Raw genomic sequence first — 16,150 nt, 5'->3', positions numbered from 1 at the left:
GCCGCCGCTCCGGGGGCGGCCTCCTATAATCCGCGGTTCTGCCTGAAGGGTTGAACCATGCCGATCTACGCCTATCGCTGCGCCGCCTGCGGACACGCGAAGGACGTGCTGCAGAAGCTGTCCGACGCGCCCCTGGTCGATTGCCCGGCCTGCGGCGCGCCGCGCTTCGAGAAGCAGGTGACCGCGGCGGGCTTCCAGCTCAAGGGCTCGGGCTGGTACGTGACCGACTTCCGCGACGGCGGCAAGAAGCCCGAGTCCAAGGCCGCCGACAAGCCCGCGGCCGCTCCCGCGGCGGCGGCCGGCGCTCCGGCCGCGTCCCCCGCGCCTGCCGCTGCTCCGGCGCCGGCGCCGGCCCCTGCCGCGGCGCCTGCGCCGTCCACGGGAAGCTCGTCGTGAAGAAGTACCTGATCGCCGGCCTGCTGGTCTGGTTGCCCCTGGCGGTCACCGTCTGGGTCCTGCAGGCCCTGCTCGGCCTCGTCGACGGCGTCTTCGGCTGGCTGCTGACCCTGTCGCAGCACGTGCTGCCCGAGGGCGCAAGGGCCACCATCGAGATGCTGCGCCACGTGCCCGGCCTCGGCCTCGTGGTCGTGGTGGTGCTGCTGCTGGTCAGCGGCGTGTTCGCCGCCAACATGATGGGACAGTGGTGGCTGCGCCAGGGCAGCCGCATCCTGCACCGCATCCCGATCGTCAAGTCGATCTACAGCTCGGTCAAGCAGGTCTCGGACACGCTGTTTTCCTCCAGCGGCAATGCCTTCCGCGAAGCAGTGCTGGTGCAGTATCCGCGCGCCGGCAGCTGGACCATCGCCTTCGTCACCGGCAAGCCGGGCGGCGAGGCGGCGCAGCACCTGCAGGGCGACTACCTGAGCCTGTACGTGCCGACCACGCCCAATCCGACCTCGGGCTTCTTCCTGATGGCGCCGCGCGCCGACGTGATCGAACTGCGCATGAGCGTGGACGAGGCGCTGAAGTACATCATCTCGATGGGCGTGGTGGCGCCGCCGGCGTCCGCCGTCCCGCCCGCTGCCCCGATCGCCGCCCGAAATTGACCCGGCCGGACGCGCGGCGGGCGTTCGGCCATCCGATGGCGCCAACTTCTTCCTTGCCGGCGGCGCGCCCGCCGGCCTGAACCCAAAGAACCCGGAGTTCCCTCATGCGAACCACCTATTGCGGCCTCGTCAGCGACGCGCTGATGGGCCAGACCGTCACCCTCATGGGCTGGGCCCATCGCCGGCGCGACCATGGCGGCGTGATCTTCATCGACCTTCGCGACCGCGAAGGCCTGGTCCAGATCGTCTGTGACCCGGACCGCGCCGCCACCTTCGCCACCGCCGAGGGCGTGCGCAACGAGTTCTGCCTCAAGGTGGTGGGCAAGGTGCGCGCCCGCCCCGCGGGCACCGAGAACGCCAACCTCGTCAGCGGCAAGGTCGAGGTGCTGGCCCACGAGCTGGAGGTGCTCAACCCCAGCGTCACGCCGCCGTTCCAGCTCGACGACGACAACCTGTCCGAGACCGTGCGGCTGACGCACCGCGTGCTCGACCTGCGCCGCCCGCAGATGCAACGCAACATGCGGCTGCGCTACCGCGTGGCGATGGAGGTGCGCAAGTTCCTCGACGCCAACGGCTTCATCGATATCGAGACGCCGATGCTCACCAAGAGCACGCCCGAGGGCGCGCGCGACTACCTGGTGCCCAGCCGCGTGCACGACGGCCAGTTCTTCGCGCTGCCGCAGAGCCCGCAGCTGTTCAAGCAGCTGCTGATGGTGGCCGGCTTCGACCGCTACTACCAGATCGTCAAGTGCTTCCGCGACGAGGACCTGCGCGCCGACCGGCAGCCCGAGTTCACGCAGATCGACATCGAGACCTCGTTCCTCGCCGAGGACGAGATCCGAACGATGTTCGAGGGCATGATCCGCAGCACGTTCGAGCACGCCATCGGCGTGAAGCTGCCGCCGTTCCCGGTGATGACCTGGGCCGACGCGATGCGCCTGTACGGTTCCGACAAGCCGGACCTGCGCGTCAAGCTCCAGTTCACCGAGCTGACCGACGCGATGAAGGACGTCGACTTCAAGGTCTTCAGCGGCCCGGCCAACCAGGCCGACGGGCGCGTCGTCGCGCTGCGCGTGCCTGGCGGCGCCGAGATGAGCCGCGGCGAGATCGACGGCTACACCGAGTTCGTCAAGATCTACGGCGCCAAGGGCCTGGCCTGGATCAAGGTCAACGAGGCCGGGGCGGGGCGCGACGGCCTGCAGTCGCCGATCGTCAAGAACCTGCACGACAAGGCGGTGGCCGAGATCCTGTCGCGCACCGGCGCGCGCAACGGCGACCTGATCTTCTTCGGCGCCGACAAGGCCAAGGTGGTCAACGACGGCATCGGCGCGCTGCGCGTGAAGATCGGCCACAGCGAGTTCGGCAAGGCCAAGGGCCTGGCGCATGGCGACTGGGAGCCGCTGTGGGTGGTGGACTTCCCGATGTTCGAGTACGACGAGGAAGGCCAGCGCTGGAGCGCGATGCACCACCCGTTCACGAGCCCGAAGGACGGCCACGAGGACTGGCTCGAGACCGACCCGGGCCGCTGCATCGCCAAGGCCTACGACGTGGTGCTCAACGGCATCGAGCTCGGCGGCGGGTCGGTCCGTATCCACCGCGAGGACGTGCAGAGCAAGGTCTTCCGCGCGCTCAAGATCGGCGCCGAGGAGGCGCAGGCCAAGTTCGGCTTCCTGCTCGACGCGCTGCAGTACGGCGCGCCGCCGCACGGCGGCATCGCGATCGGCCTCGACCGCTTCGTGATGCTGATGACCGGCGCCGAGAGCCTGCGCGACGTGATCGCCTTCCCCAAGACCCAGCGCGCGCAGTGCCTGCTGACCAACGCGCCGGGCCCGGTGGACGAGAAGCAGCTGCGCGAACTGCACATCCGCCTGCGCAACCCGCAGTCGGGCCAGTAGCGGTCAGGGTCTGCCCCCGGCGCCGGCGCCGGGCATTCGGCAGAATCGAGGCGCGGGCCACCCCCGCGCCTTTTCTCATGCCGTGACCTACAAGATCCCCGAATCGGTCCTCGTCGTCATCCACACGCCGGCGCTCGACGTGCTGCTGATCGAGCGCGCCGACAAGCCCGGCTTCTGGCAGAGCGTCACCGGCTCGAAGGATGCGCCCGACGAGCCGCTGGAGGCCACCTGCGTGCGCGAGGTGGCCGAGGAGACCGGCATCGAGATCGGCGGCGCGGCCGTGCCGCGCAGCGCGCTGGTGGACTGGGACCTGGCCAACCTGTACGAGATCTACCCGGTGTGGCGCCACCGCTATGCGCCCGGGGTCACGCACAACACCGAGCATGTGTTCGGGCTGCAGGTGCCGTCGGGCACGCCGGTGCGGCTGAACCCGCGCGAGCACCTGCAGCACGCGTGGCTGCCCTGGCGCGAGGCTGCCGACCGCTGCTTCTCGCCGTCCAATGCCGAGGCGGTGCTGATGCTGCCGCGCTTTGCCGCGCAGGCGCCGCGATGAGCCGGCACAGCCAGCTGCCGCCGGCCAGCGAGCTGCACAGCCGCCTGCGCGTGGCCACCTACAACATCCACAAGGGCGTGCGGGGCGTGGGCCCGCGCAAGCGGCTGGAGATCCACAACCTGGGCCTGGGCATCGAGGCGCTCGACGCCGACCTGGTGTTCCTGCAGGAGGTGCGGCTGTACCACGCGCGCGAGGCGCGGCGCTTCGAGCGCACGTGGTTCGGCTGGCCCGACGAGGGGCAGGCCGAGTTCCTCGCGCCCGAGGGCTACACCGTGGCCTACCGCACCAACGCCGTCACGCGGCATGGCGAGCACGGCAACGCGCTGCTGTCGCGCTGGCCGCTCGGCGACGTGGGCCACCACGACGTCAGCGACCACCGCTTCGAGCAGCGCGGCCTGCTGCATGTGCCGGTGCAGTGGCAGGGCACCACGATCCACGCGCTGGTGGCGCACCTCGGGCTCATCCATTCCAGCCGCGTGCGCCAGGTGCAGCGCCTGGCCGAGGCGATCGAGGCCGAGGTGCCGGCCGACGCGCCGCTGGTGGTGGCCGGCGACTTCAACGACTGGGGCGAGCGTCTGGACGAGCCGATGCGCCGCATCGGCCTGACGCGGGCGGTGGACCACCGCGTGCGGCCGACCTTTCCCTCGCGCGTGCCGATCTTCGCGCTCGACCGCATCTACACGCGGCGCATGCGCTGCTGCCTGACCCACGTGCCGCGCGGGCCGGCCTGGGCCCGCATGTCGGACCACCTGCCGCTGGTGGCGGAGCTGGAGGTGGAATGACCCCCCCCCGTTGCGCCTTCGGCGCTCCCCCCCGGGGGGGCGGCGCCGCGTGCCGGGCGGAGCCCGACACGGGCGCCCGCTGGTGGTGCACTTCGCTGGTCGCTCGTGCGATCGGTGCGGGCTGGCGCTGAGGGGTCCCATGCCGCCGCTGCCTGCCTTGCCGGATCTTCGCGTGTTCGATCGCGAGCCGGCGCTGTCGGGGGGCAACGAGGTGCAGTTGCTGACCGGGGGCGACGAGCTGTTCCCGGCGATGTGCCAGGCCATCGTCGGCGCGCAGCACGAGGTCTGGCTGGCGACGTACATCTTCCACCACGACGAGGCGGCGCGGTCGGTGGCCGACGCGCTGGTGGCCGCGGCGCGGCGTGGCGTGCGCGTACGTGTCGTGGTGGACGGGTTCGGCTCCAAGGCCAGCCTGCCGGTGCTGCGCTCGTGGTTCCACGGCAGCGGCGTGGCGCTGGCGGTGTTCCGCCCGCTCGACCGCTGGACCGCCTACCTGCAGCCCGGGCAACTGCGCCGCCTGCACCAGAAGCTGCTGGCGGTGGACGACGAGCATGCCTTCGTCGGCGGCATCAACATCATCGACGACCGCAACGACCTCAACCACGGCCGCTCGCCCGAGCCGCGGCTGGACTTCGCGGTGGCGCTGCGCGGGCCGGTGGTCGGGCCGGTGGCGCAGAGCACGCGCGCGATGTGGACCCGCGCCGCCTTCGGCCAGGAGTGGCGCGAGGAACTGCTGGCGCTGGCGCGCAGCGCCGAGCCGGTGGCCGGCGCCCGCGCGCTGCTGCAGCGCCTGCGCATCCTGCCGGCCGGCGTGCCGGCGCCGCCGCCCGAGGCCCTGCCGCCGGTGCAGGCCGCGTTCGTCGTGCGCGACAACCTGCGCCAGCGCCGCGCCATCGAGCGCAGCTACGTCGCGGCGCTGCAGTCGGCGCGCACGCGCATCGACATCGTCTGCCCGTACTTCTATCCGGGCCGGCTGTTCCGGCGCACGCTGCGCAGCGCCGCGCGGCGCGGCGTGCAGGTGCGTCTGCTGCTGCAGGGCAAGCTCGACTACCGCATCGCCGGGCTGGCGGCGCAGGTGCTGTACGACGAGATGCTCGCGCAGGGCGTGCGCATCTACGAGTACACGCCCGCCTTCCTGCATGCCAAGGTGGCGCTGGCCGACGACGACTGGGCCACCGTCGGCAGTTCCAACATCGACCCGCTGTCGCTGCTGCTCAACCTGGAGGCCAACGTCGTCGTGCGCGACGCGGCCTTCACGCGCACGCTGGCCGACGCGTTCGATCGTGCGGTGTCGGTGTCGCGCGAGGTGACGGCGCCGCCGGTGGCCGCCGGCTGGCTGGCGGCGTTGCGCCGCGGCTTCGTGGCCTGGGCCGCGCACTGGGTGGCGCGCGTGGCCGGCATGGGCCGCCGCTACTGATCCGTCCGCGCCGCGGGGCCCGCGGGCGCGGGCCTGCGGGTCGTCAGGCCGTGGGCGCGTTGCCGTATCGGTTGGCGCCCGCGGTGCCGGGCAGCAGGCCGTTCTCCACCACGGCCCAGGCCCAGCCGATCACGGGGATCAGCGTCACCAGCACCCACCAGCCGGACTTGCCGCGGTCGTGCCATCGCTTGATGCTCAGCGCCAGCGCCGGCCACAGCAGCAGCATGTTGACCAGGCCCTCGGTGATGTGCGACGACACGCCCGCCACGCGCAGCAGCACGGTGGCGTACAGGCCCAGGCCGAGCATCGCGCCCACGGCCCAGAGCCACCAGGTGCGGCGGCCGATGCGGCCGTCGAACGTGAACAGCAGTCGGCGCAGGGAGTCGTTGTCGGGATCGTCCATGGGAAGCGGTGCGCATCGGGCTGCGGCGGTGTGCCGCTGGCAGCGATCCTATCCGGGCCCGCGCCGGGGCCCTCGGCTCAACGCATGGTCTTGCCGAAGCACACGCTGGTGGGGTCGCCGACGAAGTTGCCGTAGGCCTTGATGCGGCGCCAGCCGCTGGCACGGTACAGCGCCATCGCGGGCTTCTGCTTCACGCCGGTCTCCAGCACGAGGCGGCGATAGCCCATGGCCAGTGCGTCGGCTTCCAGCCGCGCCAGCAGCGCACGCCCCACGCCCTCGCGCCGCGCGCTGCGGCTGACGAACATGCGGCGCACCTCGCCGGTGGTGGCGTCGATGCGGCGCAGCGCACCGCAGCCCACCGCGACGCCGTCGCGCCAGGCCAGCAGATACACCTCGCGCTCGCCCAGCGGCAGGTTGGTCGGGGCCGGGCTGTCCGGGGCGAACAGCTCGGGATAGATCTCGCGCGCCTCGATGCCGGCCTCGGCCAGCAGGGCCAGCGCCTGCAGGTGCGACGGATCGACGGGGGCGATGGTCAGCAGGGGGGCCTCGGCCACGGCCGAGTTCGGTGCGGTCATCGCGGCAGGTACCTCGCGTACCGGTTCAGTGCCACCAGCTCGCGTTCGACGTCGGGCGGGAAGCCGCGTCGGCCGCGCCGGCGATCCTTGAGCAGGTGCTCCAGGCACTCGTCGCGCGACGAGGCGCTGTCCCAGGCTGCGGCCAGGGTGTTGACGATGCGGGCATAGCGGTCGCAGGTGACCAGCGGCCGCACCTCGGCGGGCAGGCGGGCCACCCAGTCCATGGCACGGCCGGTCAGCGCACGGTCGGTGGCCAGCGGTGCACGGCGCACCTTCTGCCAGTACTCGTTGCTGAGCATGGCGGCCATGCCCTCGGGGATCTGCTCGATCGAGGCACGGGCGGCTTCGATCGACACGGGTTCGAATTCCATCAGCCCCGACTTGCGCGGGACATAGGCGGGCGGGGTCTTCTTCATGGGAGACAGCAAGTGCCGTCATTCTGGAGGCCGCACCGCGCCTCCAGGTGGCAATGTGTCACGCGCCGCGGTGCTTTGCCGTCGCTTCCAGCGTGTCATGCGGCGCGAGCCGGCCGACTTCGAGGCCGCGCCAGTTGCGCAGCACCGGGCGGGCCAGGCCGTCGAGCAGGGCGCGCCCGGCGTCGTCCAGCGGGTCCAGCCAGGCGAGCAGCAGCGCGGCCATCACCACCTCGGCCGCACGCGCCGTGGTGCCGTCGTCGATCTTGAGCGCGATGCCCAGGCCCGGCCCGGGCAGGGCGGCGCAGTACACGCCCTCGGCACCCACCTTGCAGAACACGCGCGGCCCGAAGCGCTGCATCACCAGCGTGTCGAAGCGTCCGGTGCCGGCCACCATGCGAGGCGCGCGCGCCACCGCGTCGCGCAGCCGCCGTGCCGCATCGGCGCGGCCGGGCGTCAGGCCGACGCCGGTGCCCGCGCGCGCGAACGCCAGCGCCAGCCGCTGCAGCGGGATGCCGTAGGTGGGGATCGAGCAGCCGTCCACGCCGCGCGGCGCGTCCGCCAGGCGCCAGCCGGTGCTCGACTCGATGCCGGCGTCCACCTCGCGCATCACCGGGTGCCCGTGCCGCACGTAGCCGGCGAGGAACGCGCGCGCATCGTCCTGGCCGGCGAGCATGCAGCCCAGGCAGACGAAGCCCGCATGCTTGCCCGAGCAGTTGTTGTGCAGTGGGCCCGGCGCCTGCCCGGCGGACGCCAGCGCGAGCTTGGCGTTCTCGTCGTAGGGCCAGTGCGTGCCGCACTCCAGCACCGACGCGTCGAGCCCGGCCTTGGCCAGCATCGACGCGGCCGTGCGCGCATGGTCGGCCTCGCCGCCGTGCGAGGCGCAGGCCAGCGCCAGCTCCGCCGCGTCGAGCCCGAACCGGTCCGCCGCACCGCTGTCCACCAGCGGCAGCGCCTGCAGCAGCTTGATCGCCGAGCGCGGGAAGACGGGCCGCTGCACGTCGCCGGCGCTGGCGACCGTGCGCCCCGCCGCGTCGGACACGATCCAGGCGCCGCGGTGGAAGGATTCGACGGCGCTGCCGCGCCAGGCTTCGACGAGAACGGGCTGGAGGTTCATGCAGGGTGTCCTGTGCGCGACTGTAGCGGCGCCGGCTCTGGCGACAATCGCCGCATGCCCGCCCAAGCGCTCGCCCTCGTGCTGGCCGCCGCGCTGCTGCACGCCACCTGGAACCTGATCGCCAAGCGCAGCGGCGGCGACCATCGCTTTGCCTTCCTCACCGCCGTCGGCGTGACGGTGCTGTGGGCGCCCGCGGCCTGGTGGTTCGGCGCCGACGAACTGCCGCGCTGGGGCGTGGCCGAGTGGGCCGTGCTGACGGCCAGCGCCGTGGTGCACGTGGGCTACTACCTGGCCCTGCTGCGCGGCTACCGCGAGGCCGATCTCACCGTGGTGTACCCGGTGGCGCGCGGCGGCGCGCCGCTGGTCACCGTGGCCGGTGCGGTGCTGCTGCTGGGCGAGCCCTTCACCTGGGCCACCGCGCTGGGCGTGGCGGGCATCTGCAGCGGGGTGTTCCTGGTGGCCGGCGGGCCGGCGCTGTGGCGCAGCGCCCGCGGCGCACACGACGCCGCCGCGCGTCAGCGCGTGCGCACCGGCCTGGCCTGGGGCGCGCTCACCGGGGTGCTCATCGCCGGCTACACCGTGATCGACGGCTATGCGGTCAAGGTGATGCTGCTCGGGCCGGTGCTGTTCGACTACCTCGGCAACGTGCTGCGCGTGCCGCTGCAGGCGCCGCTGGTGTGGCGCGAGCGCGCCACGCTCGTCGACCAGTGGCGCCAGCACTGGCGCGCGGTGCTGGCCATCAGCGCGATGGGGCCGCTGGCCTACATCCTGGTGCTCTATGCGGCGCGCATGGCACCGCTGTCGCATGTGGCCCCGGCGCGCGAGGTGTCGATGCTGTTCGCCGCGCTGATCGGCGGCCGGCTGCTCGGCGAGGCCGACCGCGGCCTGCGCGTGGCCGGTGCGGCCTGCATTGCCGCCGGCGTGGCGACCCTGGCGCTGGGTTGACCCCGCGCGGGAGCGCTGCAGCGTGCGCTCCCTCACGAACGCGCGGGTGTGGCGCGGCCTGCGCGCCGCTATGCTGCCAGGACCACCACGACCAGCCTCGACGACAGGGAGCGGGCATGTTCGACCGACGCGTCACGGGCCGCTGGGCCCTCGCGGCCCTGATGGCCTGCACCACCCCGGCCGCCCTGGCCCAGGCCCAGGGCATGCATCAGTGCACCACGGCGTCGGGCCAGACCTGGTGGTCCCGCACGCCGTGCCCGGCCGGGCCCTCGTCCGCCAGCACGACGCTGCGACAGTACGGCCCGGTGCCCGAGCGGCCCTCGGCCACGCAGCGCCAGAGCACGCCCGGCCTGCCGGGCCGTGCCCAGGCGCATTCCCAGTACCTGGGTGCCGAATGCGCCCGCATCGACGATGCGATCCGCACCGGTCCGTCGCGCGGCGTGTCCTGGTCCGTGGTGCGTGACCTGCGCGCCGAGTACCAGAGGAAGTGCCAGGACGAGGATGCCGAAGCCCGGCAGCAGGCCTGGAACGAGGAACGGCGCGAGCGCACCGAGCGCAAGGCCGCCCGCGAGGCCGAGCAGACCGCGCGCGCCGATGCGGCCCGCGTCGCCGCCCAGTGCGACGAGATGCTGCTGGCACTGTCGGCCAAGCGGCGCCGCATCGACACGCTGACACCCGGCGAGCGCGACGACCTCGCCCGCTTCCAGGCACGCTACGACGAGCGCTGCAAGTCGCGCTGAACCGGCGGCGCGCACGCAAGCCCCCACGGCGGCGCGCGCGGGGACGCCGTCCCACAATCGAGCCCCATGGATTCGATGTCGCAGATCGCGCTCGGCGCGGCCGTCGGCGTGGCGGCGATGGGCCGGCGCACCGCGCTCTGGAAGGCCGCAGCCTGGGGCGCCCTGGCGGGTACGCTGCCCGACCTCGATGTCTTCATCGACCATGGCGACGACGTGCGCAACATGGTGCTGCACCGGGCCGAGACGCATGCCCTGGCGTGGCTGGCGCTGTTCTCGCTGCCGTTCGGCGTGGCGGTCGCGTGGCTGTCGGGCGAGCGCGCGCAGTGGCGGCGCTGGTGGCTGGCGATGGCCCTGGCGCTGTTGACGCATCCGCTGCTCGACGCCATGACCGTGTACGGCACGCGGCTGGCGCTGCCGTTGCACGACCGGCCCTACGGCGTGGGCAGCGTCTTCATCATCGACCCGCTCTACACGCTGCCGCTGCTCGTGGGACTCGGGCTCGCGCTGGCGCGGCGTTCGCTGCGGGCCAATGCCGCGGGGCTGCTGCTGTCCACCGCCTACCTCGGCTGGGGCTGGGCGGCGCAGCAGCATGTGGAGCGGGTGGCGCGCGAGTCGCTGGCGGCGCAGGGCATCGCCGCGACGCAGGTGCTGGTCACGCCCACCGCGTTCAACAGCGTGCTGTGGCGCGTGCTGGTGATCGACGGCGACCGCTACCTCGAAGGTTTCCATTCGCTGCTCGACCGCGACCGCCGCGTCGCGTTCGACGCCTTCGACCGCGGCCTCGCCCTCGGCGCGCCGGTGGCCGGTCTGCCGGCGGTGCAGCTCGTGGCGGACTTCAGCCGCGGCTACTTCGCGTTCGCCGCGGTGGGCGACGAGCTGCGCGTGTCCGACCTGCGCATGGGCCAGCACCCGTCCTTCAACTTCAGCTTCGTCGTGGCCACGCGTGCCGCGGCGCCGCAGCCCGTGGCCGTGCCGACGCGGGTGGGCCGCCGGCCCGAGGTCGGCCCCTACCTGCGCTGGGTCGGGCGCCGCGCGCTGGGCGAACCGCTGCCGCCCCCGCGGTGACGGGCTGACGGGCCGGCCGCTCAGCGGCCGAACAGGCCCTTGACGAGGCTGCCCACGCCTTCGACCACGCCGCCGAGGCTGACCCCGAGCTTCTCGGCCAGGCCGACGGCAAAGCGCGCCGCGAACAGCTCGTTGATCGAGAACTGCGGGTCGTCGACACGGCCCTCGAGCCTGAACTCCATCTCGATGCGGCCGTCGCGGCTCATCGCGGCCAGCACCGCCTGCCGGGGCACGCCCGCGAAGGTGCCCATCAGGCCACCGCCGCCCTGCAGCTCCAGGCCGTCGAGCACGACACGGCCCGGCGCGTCGAGGCGGCCGCCCGCGGCGCGCGCATGCAGGTCCAGGTCCAGCGTGCCGGCGCGCACCGCGCCCTCGCCGCTGCGCAGCAGGTAGGGCTGCAGCGCGCGCAGGTCGAGGCCGCGCGCTTCCACGCGCAGGTCCGCGGTGCGCGTGGCCGGGGTCAGGTGACCGCGCACGGCGATGCGGCCGTCGCGCGGGGCGCCGCGCAGCCGGGCCTGCAGCTGCAGGTCGATGCGCTCGTCCAGCGCCGGCAGCGCCAGCGGCCCGGCCTCGGCGCGCACGTCGACGAGCTGCAGGCGATGCGGCGCGGCCCGACTGACGGTGGCGTCGAACACGTCCACCGCCACGCCCTCGAGCACCAGCGAGTCGATGCGCACGGGCGCGCCCGCCGCGTCGCCGGCGGCGGCCTTGCCGCCCGCGTCGTCGCGGCCGCGCAATGACGGCACCACCTGCAGGCGCCCGTCGCGCGAGCGCAGCATCGCGACGTAGCCGCCGTGCACCTGCACGCTCGCGAGCTGCCAGCCGTCGCGCCACAGGCTCGACAGCGCCGGGCGGATCGTCACCCTATCGGCCCGCAGTTCATGTTCGGCCGGCCAGCGGCCCGGCGTGCCGCGCACGACGAGGCCCTGCACCTGCACACCGGTCCAGCCCAGCTCGATGCTGCGCACGCTGGCCTGCGGGCCGAGCGCCGCGGCCACGCGTTGCGGCAGCTGGCGCAGCGCCAGCTGCAGGGCCAGCAGCAGCAGGCCCGCCGCGCTCACGACGGCCAGCCCGATGCGCAGGCGGCGCGACGACCACATCCTCGACATGCGCCGATTGTCGATCCGCCGGGGAGAGGACACGGGCCACCGCGACAATGCCCGACATGAACTTGTCCCTCGTCGGCGTCGATTTCACCAGCGCCCCGTCGCGACGCAAGGCGATCACCGTCGCGCGCGGCAGCCTGTCGGGCCGCCGGCTGGCCCTGCAGCGCGTGGACACCCAGACCGACTTCGCCGCCTTCGAAGCCCTGCTGCGCGAACCCGGGCCCTGGCTGGGCGGCTTCGACTTCCCGTTCGGCCTGCCGCGCGAGCTGGTGCAGGCGATGCACTGGCCGCAGGACTGGCCGTCGCTGGTGCGCCACTACGCCGCGCTGCCCCGCCCCGAGATCCGGCGCCGCTTCGTCGAGTTCTGCGCTGCGCGGCCTGCGGGCGGCAAGTTCGCGCACCGGGCCTGCGACGGCCCGGCCGGTGCCAGCCCCTCGATGAAGTGGGTCAACCCGCCGGTGGCCTGGATGCTGCATGCCGGGGCGCCGCGGCTGCTCGACGCCGGCGTGCACCTGCCCGGCCTGCACGACGGCGACCGCGACCGCGTCGCGCTGGAGGCCTACCCCGGCCTGCTGGCGCGCGAGCTGATCGGCGCGCGCTCGTACAAGAGCGACGACCGCCGCGCCCACACGCCGGAGCGCCTGATCGCGCGCAAGGACCTCATCGAGGCGCTCGAGCAGGGGCGTACGCGGCTCGGCCTTCGCCTGGCGCTCAGCCATGCCCAGCGCGACGCCCTGGCGGACGACGGCAGCGGCGACCGCCTCGATGCCGTGCTGTGCCTTATGCAGGCCGCCTGGGCTGCCACGCAGCCGGGCTTCGGCCTGCCGCCCGGCGTCGATCCGCTGGAAGGCTGGATCGCGACGGCGCTGCCGCACGCGGCGCACCCGGCGTCGGCCGGACGACGCGGCCGGGCGTTGCAGCAGGGTGTGATGGAGAACCCCTGATGATCTCGCCCTGGGTGCTGTCGACGCTGTGGTTAGTGACGCAGGCCGGCGCAGTGCAGAGCCTGCCGGCCGGCGCGGCCGAGAACGCGCGTGTCGTGCCGCCGCCGGCGGCGCGCCCGCCACTGACGACCGGCGCCACCGTGGACCCGGCCGCACTGGTGGCCGAGGTGCGGGCGGACGCGCTGCGCCTGGCCGGTCCCGGGGGCCGCGTGGCCGAGGTGCAGCCGCCGAAGGCCGTGGTGTGGAACGACGGCGCGCTCGGCTGCCCCCAGCCCGGGCTGGCCTACACGCAGGCGCTGGTGCCGGGCTGGCTCGTCGTCGTGCACCTGGGCGACGGGCGCCGGCTCGCCTATCACGCGAGCCGCAGCGGCGCCTGGCTGCGCTGCGCCCAGCCGCAGCCCGAGCCCGCGGCGCCGGCCGCGTCGCGCTGAACCACGCCCGGCAACGAAAAAGCCCCGCCGGGGCGGGGCTTCGAGAGCCGATCGGCGCTTCGGCTCAGGGACGCGCCAGCGTGATCACCGGCGAGACCCAGCTCTCGAAGTGCGCCGGGTTGCGCACATCGGCCAGGGCCTTGCGCACCGTGACGCGCACCTTGTAGGCCCCGTTGGGCAGCGCGCTCCAGTTGCCGGGCTTGCTCGGGTCCGACTGGAACACCTCGCCGTCCCAGGTGAAGGTGAAGAACCCGGTCGGGCTGCTGTTGCGTGTGACCCATTCGTCGAGGCTGATGCGGCCCTTGACCTGGTCGGTCGCCGCGTCCAGCGCTTCCAGCAGCACCGACTCCGAATGGTGATCCAGGTGGATCAGGAAGTACGGGATGTCGCCGCCGGCGAGGGTGTAGCTCGCGCCGGTGGGCTGGTTCTGGAACGACGTGCCCGACAGCTTGGCCAGCCACGGGAAGCCGTTGGCGGTCGGCTCGAGCACACGGATGGCCTGGTAGTCGCCCTTGAAGCCGGCGTAGGGCACGCGCAGCGTCTTGCCGCCGCCACGCGGCGTGAACACCAGGTAGCCGCCGTACAGGCCCCGGTCGGCGAGCGCGGCGCTGTCGGGCGCCGTGAACGTGACCGACACCGACTGCGTGCCGAAGCGGCCGCGGCGGTCCTTGCCGTTGACCGTGACCGACGTGCGGCTCAGCGTCGCGCCGGCGGGCGCATTGAAGTACGACAGACCCGGGGCCTGGACGAAGGTGAAGGGTCCCGTCGCCAGTGCCGGCTCGTGCGTGATGTCGTAGGTCACCGCCGTGAGGCCGTGGTTGACCACCTTCACCGTGCGCACGATGGAAGTCGGCGTCGCGCCGCTTTCACCCAGCGCCAGCTCGGTCGGCTCGACGACCACCTTCTGCGCGATGGCCGCCGGGATGTCGATCATGCCGGCGCCCTGGCGATGCACGTTGTCGAGGAAGCCCAGCGCCGGATTGCCGTTCCACAGCTTGGGCTGAGCCGTGTTGTGCAGCACCTGCCTCAGCACCTCCTGGCCGTCATAGGGACGGGCCTGCAGGATGAGCGCCGCGGCGCCTGCCACATGCGGCGCGGACATCGACGTGCCCGACAGCGTGGCCGACCCGCCCAGCTCGAGCGGATAGGTGGAGAAGATCGCTCCGCCCGGCGCGCCGAGATTGGGCTTGAGCGACAGGTCGGCGGCCAGGCCGAACGAGCTGAAGCCCGAGATCAGGCCGCCCGTGCCGAAGGGATAGCCGACGTAGGCGTCGCCCCAGGTCAGCGTCGTGGCGCCGGCGGCGATCAGCGCGTCGAGCGCCGCGCCCTGGGCTGCCGTGATGCCCACCACCGGCACGGTGATGGCAGGCGATCCGGCCACCGTCGCACCGAGTGCGCCGGCTGCGTTGTTGTACAGCACGACAGCGGCCGCGCCGGCGGACTGCGCATTGAACGCCTTCTGATAGAAGCCGCAGGTGCCACGACGGATCAGGACCGCGCGGCCGGTCAGGCTGCCCGCGGGCAGCGCCGCGCATCCGTCGGCCGTCGAGGCCGGCGTGCCGGTGCGGGCCATCGGCAGGCTGCCCGAGGTGGGCGGCAGCGGCGCGCCGGTGGCGGGGTTGAAGCCGTAGGGCGTGCCGCCCACGGTGAGCGAGCGCTGCGCGTTGTCGAACGACGCCACGCCGATCACGCCCGCGCCGACGCCGGGGGCGCCCGCCGCGTACAGGCCATCGGGCTGGGAACCGCCAGGGCCGTTGTTGCCGATCGAGGCCACGACCACCACACCGAGCTTGGCCAGCCGGCTGGCGGCCACCGCGGTCGGGTACTGGGGCCACTGGCGCGACGCGCCCAGGCTCTGGTTGACGACGTGCATGCCGTCGGCCAGCGCCCGCTCCAGCGCGTCGATGATCACGTCGGCGGTGGTCGAGCCGCTGCAGCCGAACACACGGTAGGCACCGAAGGTCACGCCCGGCGCGACCCCCTTGATGGCGCCGTTGGCGCCGACGATGCCGGCGACGTGCGTGCCGTGGCCACCGCAGTCGTCCGGGTTGTTGTCGGGCACCGGCACCGGGTTGTACGAGGCGCTGGACGGGTCGGCGTTGAACCGGTCGCCCACGAAGTCGTAGCCGTAGGCCACGCGGGCGCTCGGGAAGGCGGTGGTGCCGGGAACGCCGGTGCCGCCGAAGGCCGGGTGGTCGATGTCGATGCCGGTGTCGATGATGCCGACCTTGATCCCGGTGCCGGACCAGCCGGCGGCCTGGGCGACGTTGGCGCCGGTCTGCGTGATCGCCGCCACCAGGTCCGGCGTGCTGCCGGCGAAGCCGGTGTCGGGCGTCGGGGCGTACACCACCTCGACGGGGTAGAGGGCCTTGACGCCGGGCAGGCGCGCGAGCTTGGCGCGTTCGGCCGCCGTGGCCTCGACGGCGAAGCCGTTGAACAGGGTGTCGTAGGCGCGGCGCTCGCGATAGCGCACGCCGGCCGTGGTGGCCGCCTGGCGGAACGAGGCCTTGTCGGCCTGCACCTCGGCAGCCGAGGCCCCCTCGGAGCGCGGCGCGCCCCGCAGCTCGACGAACCACAGATTGCCGCCCTCGGCTGCGGTGATCGGCACGGTCTGCGCCTGGACGGCGCCAGCGCCGAGACCCAGCGCGCAGGCCGCAATGGCCAGGCGATGACGTAGGTACCCTCTGCTCACGTGACTTCTCCTGATGGCATGGTGTT

General features: G+C 73.3%; 17 protein-coding genes. 11 read left to right on the top strand and 6 right to left on the bottom strand.

Going from position 1 to position 16,150, the window contains the following annotated elements; genetic code table 11:
• Positions 1 to 57: 57 nt before the first annotated feature.
• The 6 genes from AC2EAQ_RS06880 to clsB all read left to right on the top strand — a co-directional run bounded on the left by AC2EAQ_RS06880 (position 58) and on the right by clsB (position 5,693).
• On the top strand, positions 58 to 396 hold the full coding sequence (locus tag AC2EAQ_RS06880) for an FmdB family zinc ribbon protein (RefSeq protein WP_484641083.1): 339 nt from the start codon (positions 58 to 60) through the stop codon (positions 394 to 396).
• Positions 393 to 1,046: a DUF502 domain-containing protein gene (locus AC2EAQ_RS06875; RefSeq protein WP_484641082.1), complete on the top strand. Its 654-nt coding sequence runs from the start codon at positions 393 to 395 to the stop codon at positions 1,044 to 1,046. The genes AC2EAQ_RS06880 and AC2EAQ_RS06875 overlap by 4 nt, the downstream gene beginning before the upstream one ends.
• Positions 1,047 to 1,150: 104 nt before the next feature.
• Positions 1,151 to 2,941, top strand: a complete 1,791-nt coding sequence (gene aspS, locus AC2EAQ_RS06870) for an aspartate--tRNA ligase (protein ID WP_484641081.1) — start codon at positions 1,151 to 1,153, stop codon at positions 2,939 to 2,941.
• Between the two features lie 82 nt (positions 2,942 to 3,023).
• Positions 3,024 to 3,494, top strand: a complete 471-nt coding sequence (gene nudB / locus AC2EAQ_RS06865) for a dihydroneopterin triphosphate diphosphatase (protein ID WP_484641080.1) — start codon at positions 3,024 to 3,026, stop codon at positions 3,492 to 3,494.
• Positions 3,491 to 4,276, top strand: a complete 786-nt coding sequence (locus AC2EAQ_RS06860; RefSeq protein ID WP_484641079.1) for an endonuclease/exonuclease/phosphatase family protein — start codon at positions 3,491 to 3,493, stop codon at positions 4,274 to 4,276. The genes nudB and AC2EAQ_RS06860 overlap by 4 nt, the downstream gene beginning before the upstream one ends.
• Before the next feature lie 139 nt (positions 4,277 to 4,415).
• Complete coding sequence (gene clsB / locus AC2EAQ_RS06855; RefSeq protein ID WP_484641078.1) at positions 4,416 to 5,693, top strand: cardiolipin synthase ClsB; 1,278 nt, start codon at positions 4,416 to 4,418, stop codon at positions 5,691 to 5,693.
• 43 nt (positions 5,694 to 5,736) lie between these two features.
• Here clsB and AC2EAQ_RS06850 read toward each other — a convergent pair whose 3' ends face one another.
• The 4 genes from AC2EAQ_RS06850 to AC2EAQ_RS06835 form a co-directional block, all read right to left on the bottom strand.
• Complete coding sequence (locus tag AC2EAQ_RS06850) at positions 5,737 to 6,096, bottom strand: DUF805 domain-containing protein (protein ID WP_484641077.1); 360 nt, start codon at positions 6,094 to 6,096, stop codon at positions 5,737 to 5,739.
• Positions 6,097 to 6,173: 77 nt separating this feature from the next.
• Complete coding sequence (locus AC2EAQ_RS06845) at positions 6,174 to 6,671, bottom strand: GNAT family N-acetyltransferase (RefSeq protein WP_484641076.1); 498 nt, start codon at positions 6,669 to 6,671, stop codon at positions 6,174 to 6,176.
• Complete coding sequence (locus AC2EAQ_RS06840) at positions 6,668 to 7,087, bottom strand: hypothetical protein (protein ID WP_484641075.1); 420 nt, start codon at positions 7,085 to 7,087, stop codon at positions 6,668 to 6,670. The genes AC2EAQ_RS06845 and AC2EAQ_RS06840 overlap by 4 nt, the downstream gene beginning before the upstream one ends.
• 58 nt (positions 7,088 to 7,145) lie before the next feature.
• On the bottom strand, positions 7,146 to 8,201 hold the full coding sequence (locus tag AC2EAQ_RS06835; RefSeq protein WP_484641074.1) for an asparaginase: 1,056 nt from the start codon (positions 8,199 to 8,201) through the stop codon (positions 7,146 to 7,148).
• A 54-nt stretch (positions 8,202 to 8,255) separates the two neighbouring features.
• Here AC2EAQ_RS06835 and AC2EAQ_RS06830 point away from each other — a divergent pair, with 54 nt between their 5' ends.
• The 3 genes from AC2EAQ_RS06830 to AC2EAQ_RS06820 all read left to right on the top strand — a co-directional run bounded on the left by AC2EAQ_RS06830 (position 8,256) and on the right by AC2EAQ_RS06820 (position 10,951).
• Complete coding sequence (locus AC2EAQ_RS06830; RefSeq protein WP_484641073.1) at positions 8,256 to 9,146, top strand: EamA family transporter; 891 nt, start codon at positions 8,256 to 8,258, stop codon at positions 9,144 to 9,146.
• Between the two features lie 116 nt (positions 9,147 to 9,262).
• Entirely contained in the window at positions 9,263 to 9,886 is a 624-nt protein-coding gene (locus AC2EAQ_RS06825) for a hypothetical protein (protein WP_484641072.1), read from the top strand.
• 66 nt (positions 9,887 to 9,952) lie between these two features.
• Positions 9,953 to 10,951, top strand: coding sequence for a metal-dependent hydrolase (locus AC2EAQ_RS06820; protein WP_484641071.1), 999 nt, complete (start codon positions 9,953 to 9,955; stop codon positions 10,949 to 10,951).
• A gap of 20 nt (positions 10,952 to 10,971) precedes the next feature.
• On the opposite strand, the gene AC2EAQ_RS06815 is transcribed toward AC2EAQ_RS06820, so the two are convergent.
• On the bottom strand, positions 10,972 to 12,060 hold the full coding sequence (locus AC2EAQ_RS06815; RefSeq protein WP_484641070.1) for a DUF748 domain-containing protein: 1,089 nt from the start codon (positions 12,058 to 12,060) through the stop codon (positions 10,972 to 10,974).
• 56 nt (positions 12,061 to 12,116) lie between these two features.
• Between AC2EAQ_RS06815 and AC2EAQ_RS06810 the strand changes: the two genes are divergently transcribed.
• Complete coding sequence (locus AC2EAQ_RS06810; protein ID WP_484641069.1) at positions 12,117 to 13,001, top strand: DUF429 domain-containing protein; 885 nt, start codon at positions 12,117 to 12,119, stop codon at positions 12,999 to 13,001.
• The gene (locus AC2EAQ_RS06805; RefSeq protein ID WP_484641068.1) at positions 13,001 to 13,432 is read left to right on the top strand and encodes a DUF8738 domain-containing protein; all 432 of its coding nucleotides are present in this window, start codon (positions 13,001 to 13,003) and stop codon (positions 13,430 to 13,432) included. The genes AC2EAQ_RS06810 and AC2EAQ_RS06805 overlap by 1 nt, the downstream gene beginning before the upstream one ends.
• 64 nt (positions 13,433 to 13,496) lie before the next feature.
• On the opposite strand, the gene AC2EAQ_RS06800 is transcribed toward AC2EAQ_RS06805, so the two are convergent.
• On the bottom strand, positions 13,497 to 16,124 hold the full coding sequence (locus AC2EAQ_RS06800) for a S8 family serine peptidase (RefSeq protein ID WP_484641067.1): 2,628 nt from the start codon (positions 16,122 to 16,124) through the stop codon (positions 13,497 to 13,499).
• Between the last annotated feature and the right edge of the window lie 26 nt (positions 16,125 to 16,150).

Source organism: Aquabacterium sp. T101 (assembly GCF_057219775.1).
This window is presented reverse-complemented; position numbering and strand designations above follow the sequence as displayed.

Bases quoted from the DNA above. Each gene is read 5' to 3' on its own strand.
- AC2EAQ_RS06880 (WP_484641083.1), top strand. From the start codon at position 58: ATGCCGATCTACGCCTATCGCTGCGCCGCCTGCGGACACGCGAAGGAC.
- aspS (WP_484641081.1), top strand. From the start codon at position 1,151: ATGCGAACCACCTATTGCGGCCTCGTCAGCGACGCGCTGATGGGCCAG.
- AC2EAQ_RS06860 (WP_484641079.1), top strand. From the start codon at position 3,491: ATGAGCCGGCACAGCCAGCTGCCGCCGGCCAGCGAGCTGCACAGCCGC.
- clsB (WP_484641078.1), top strand. From the start codon at position 4,416: ATGCCGCCGCTGCCTGCCTTGCCGGATCTTCGCGTGTTCGATCGCGAG.
- AC2EAQ_RS06850 (WP_484641077.1), bottom strand. From the start codon at position 6,096: ATGGACGATCCCGACAACGACTCCCTGCGCCGACTGCTGTTCACGTTC.
- AC2EAQ_RS06845 (WP_484641076.1), bottom strand. From the start codon at position 6,671: ATGACCGCACCGAACTCGGCCGTGGCCGAGGCCCCCCTGCTGACCATC.
- AC2EAQ_RS06840 (WP_484641075.1), bottom strand. From the start codon at position 7,087: ATGAAGAAGACCCCGCCCGCCTATGTCCCGCGCAAGTCGGGGCTGATG.
- AC2EAQ_RS06835 (WP_484641074.1), bottom strand. From the start codon at position 8,201: ATGAACCTCCAGCCCGTTCTCGTCGAAGCCTGGCGCGGCAGCGCCGTC.
- AC2EAQ_RS06830 (WP_484641073.1), top strand. From the start codon at position 8,256: ATGCCCGCCCAAGCGCTCGCCCTCGTGCTGGCCGCCGCGCTGCTGCAC.
- AC2EAQ_RS06825 (WP_484641072.1), top strand. From the start codon at position 9,263: ATGTTCGACCGACGCGTCACGGGCCGCTGGGCCCTCGCGGCCCTGATG.
- AC2EAQ_RS06820 (WP_484641071.1), top strand. From the start codon at position 9,953: ATGGATTCGATGTCGCAGATCGCGCTCGGCGCGGCCGTCGGCGTGGCG.
- AC2EAQ_RS06815 (WP_484641070.1), bottom strand. From the start codon at position 12,060: ATGTCGAGGATGTGGTCGTCGCGCCGCCTGCGCATCGGGCTGGCCGTC.
- AC2EAQ_RS06810 (WP_484641069.1), top strand. From the start codon at position 12,117: ATGAACTTGTCCCTCGTCGGCGTCGATTTCACCAGCGCCCCGTCGCGA.
- AC2EAQ_RS06805 (WP_484641068.1), top strand. From the start codon at position 13,001: ATGATCTCGCCCTGGGTGCTGTCGACGCTGTGGTTAGTGACGCAGGCC.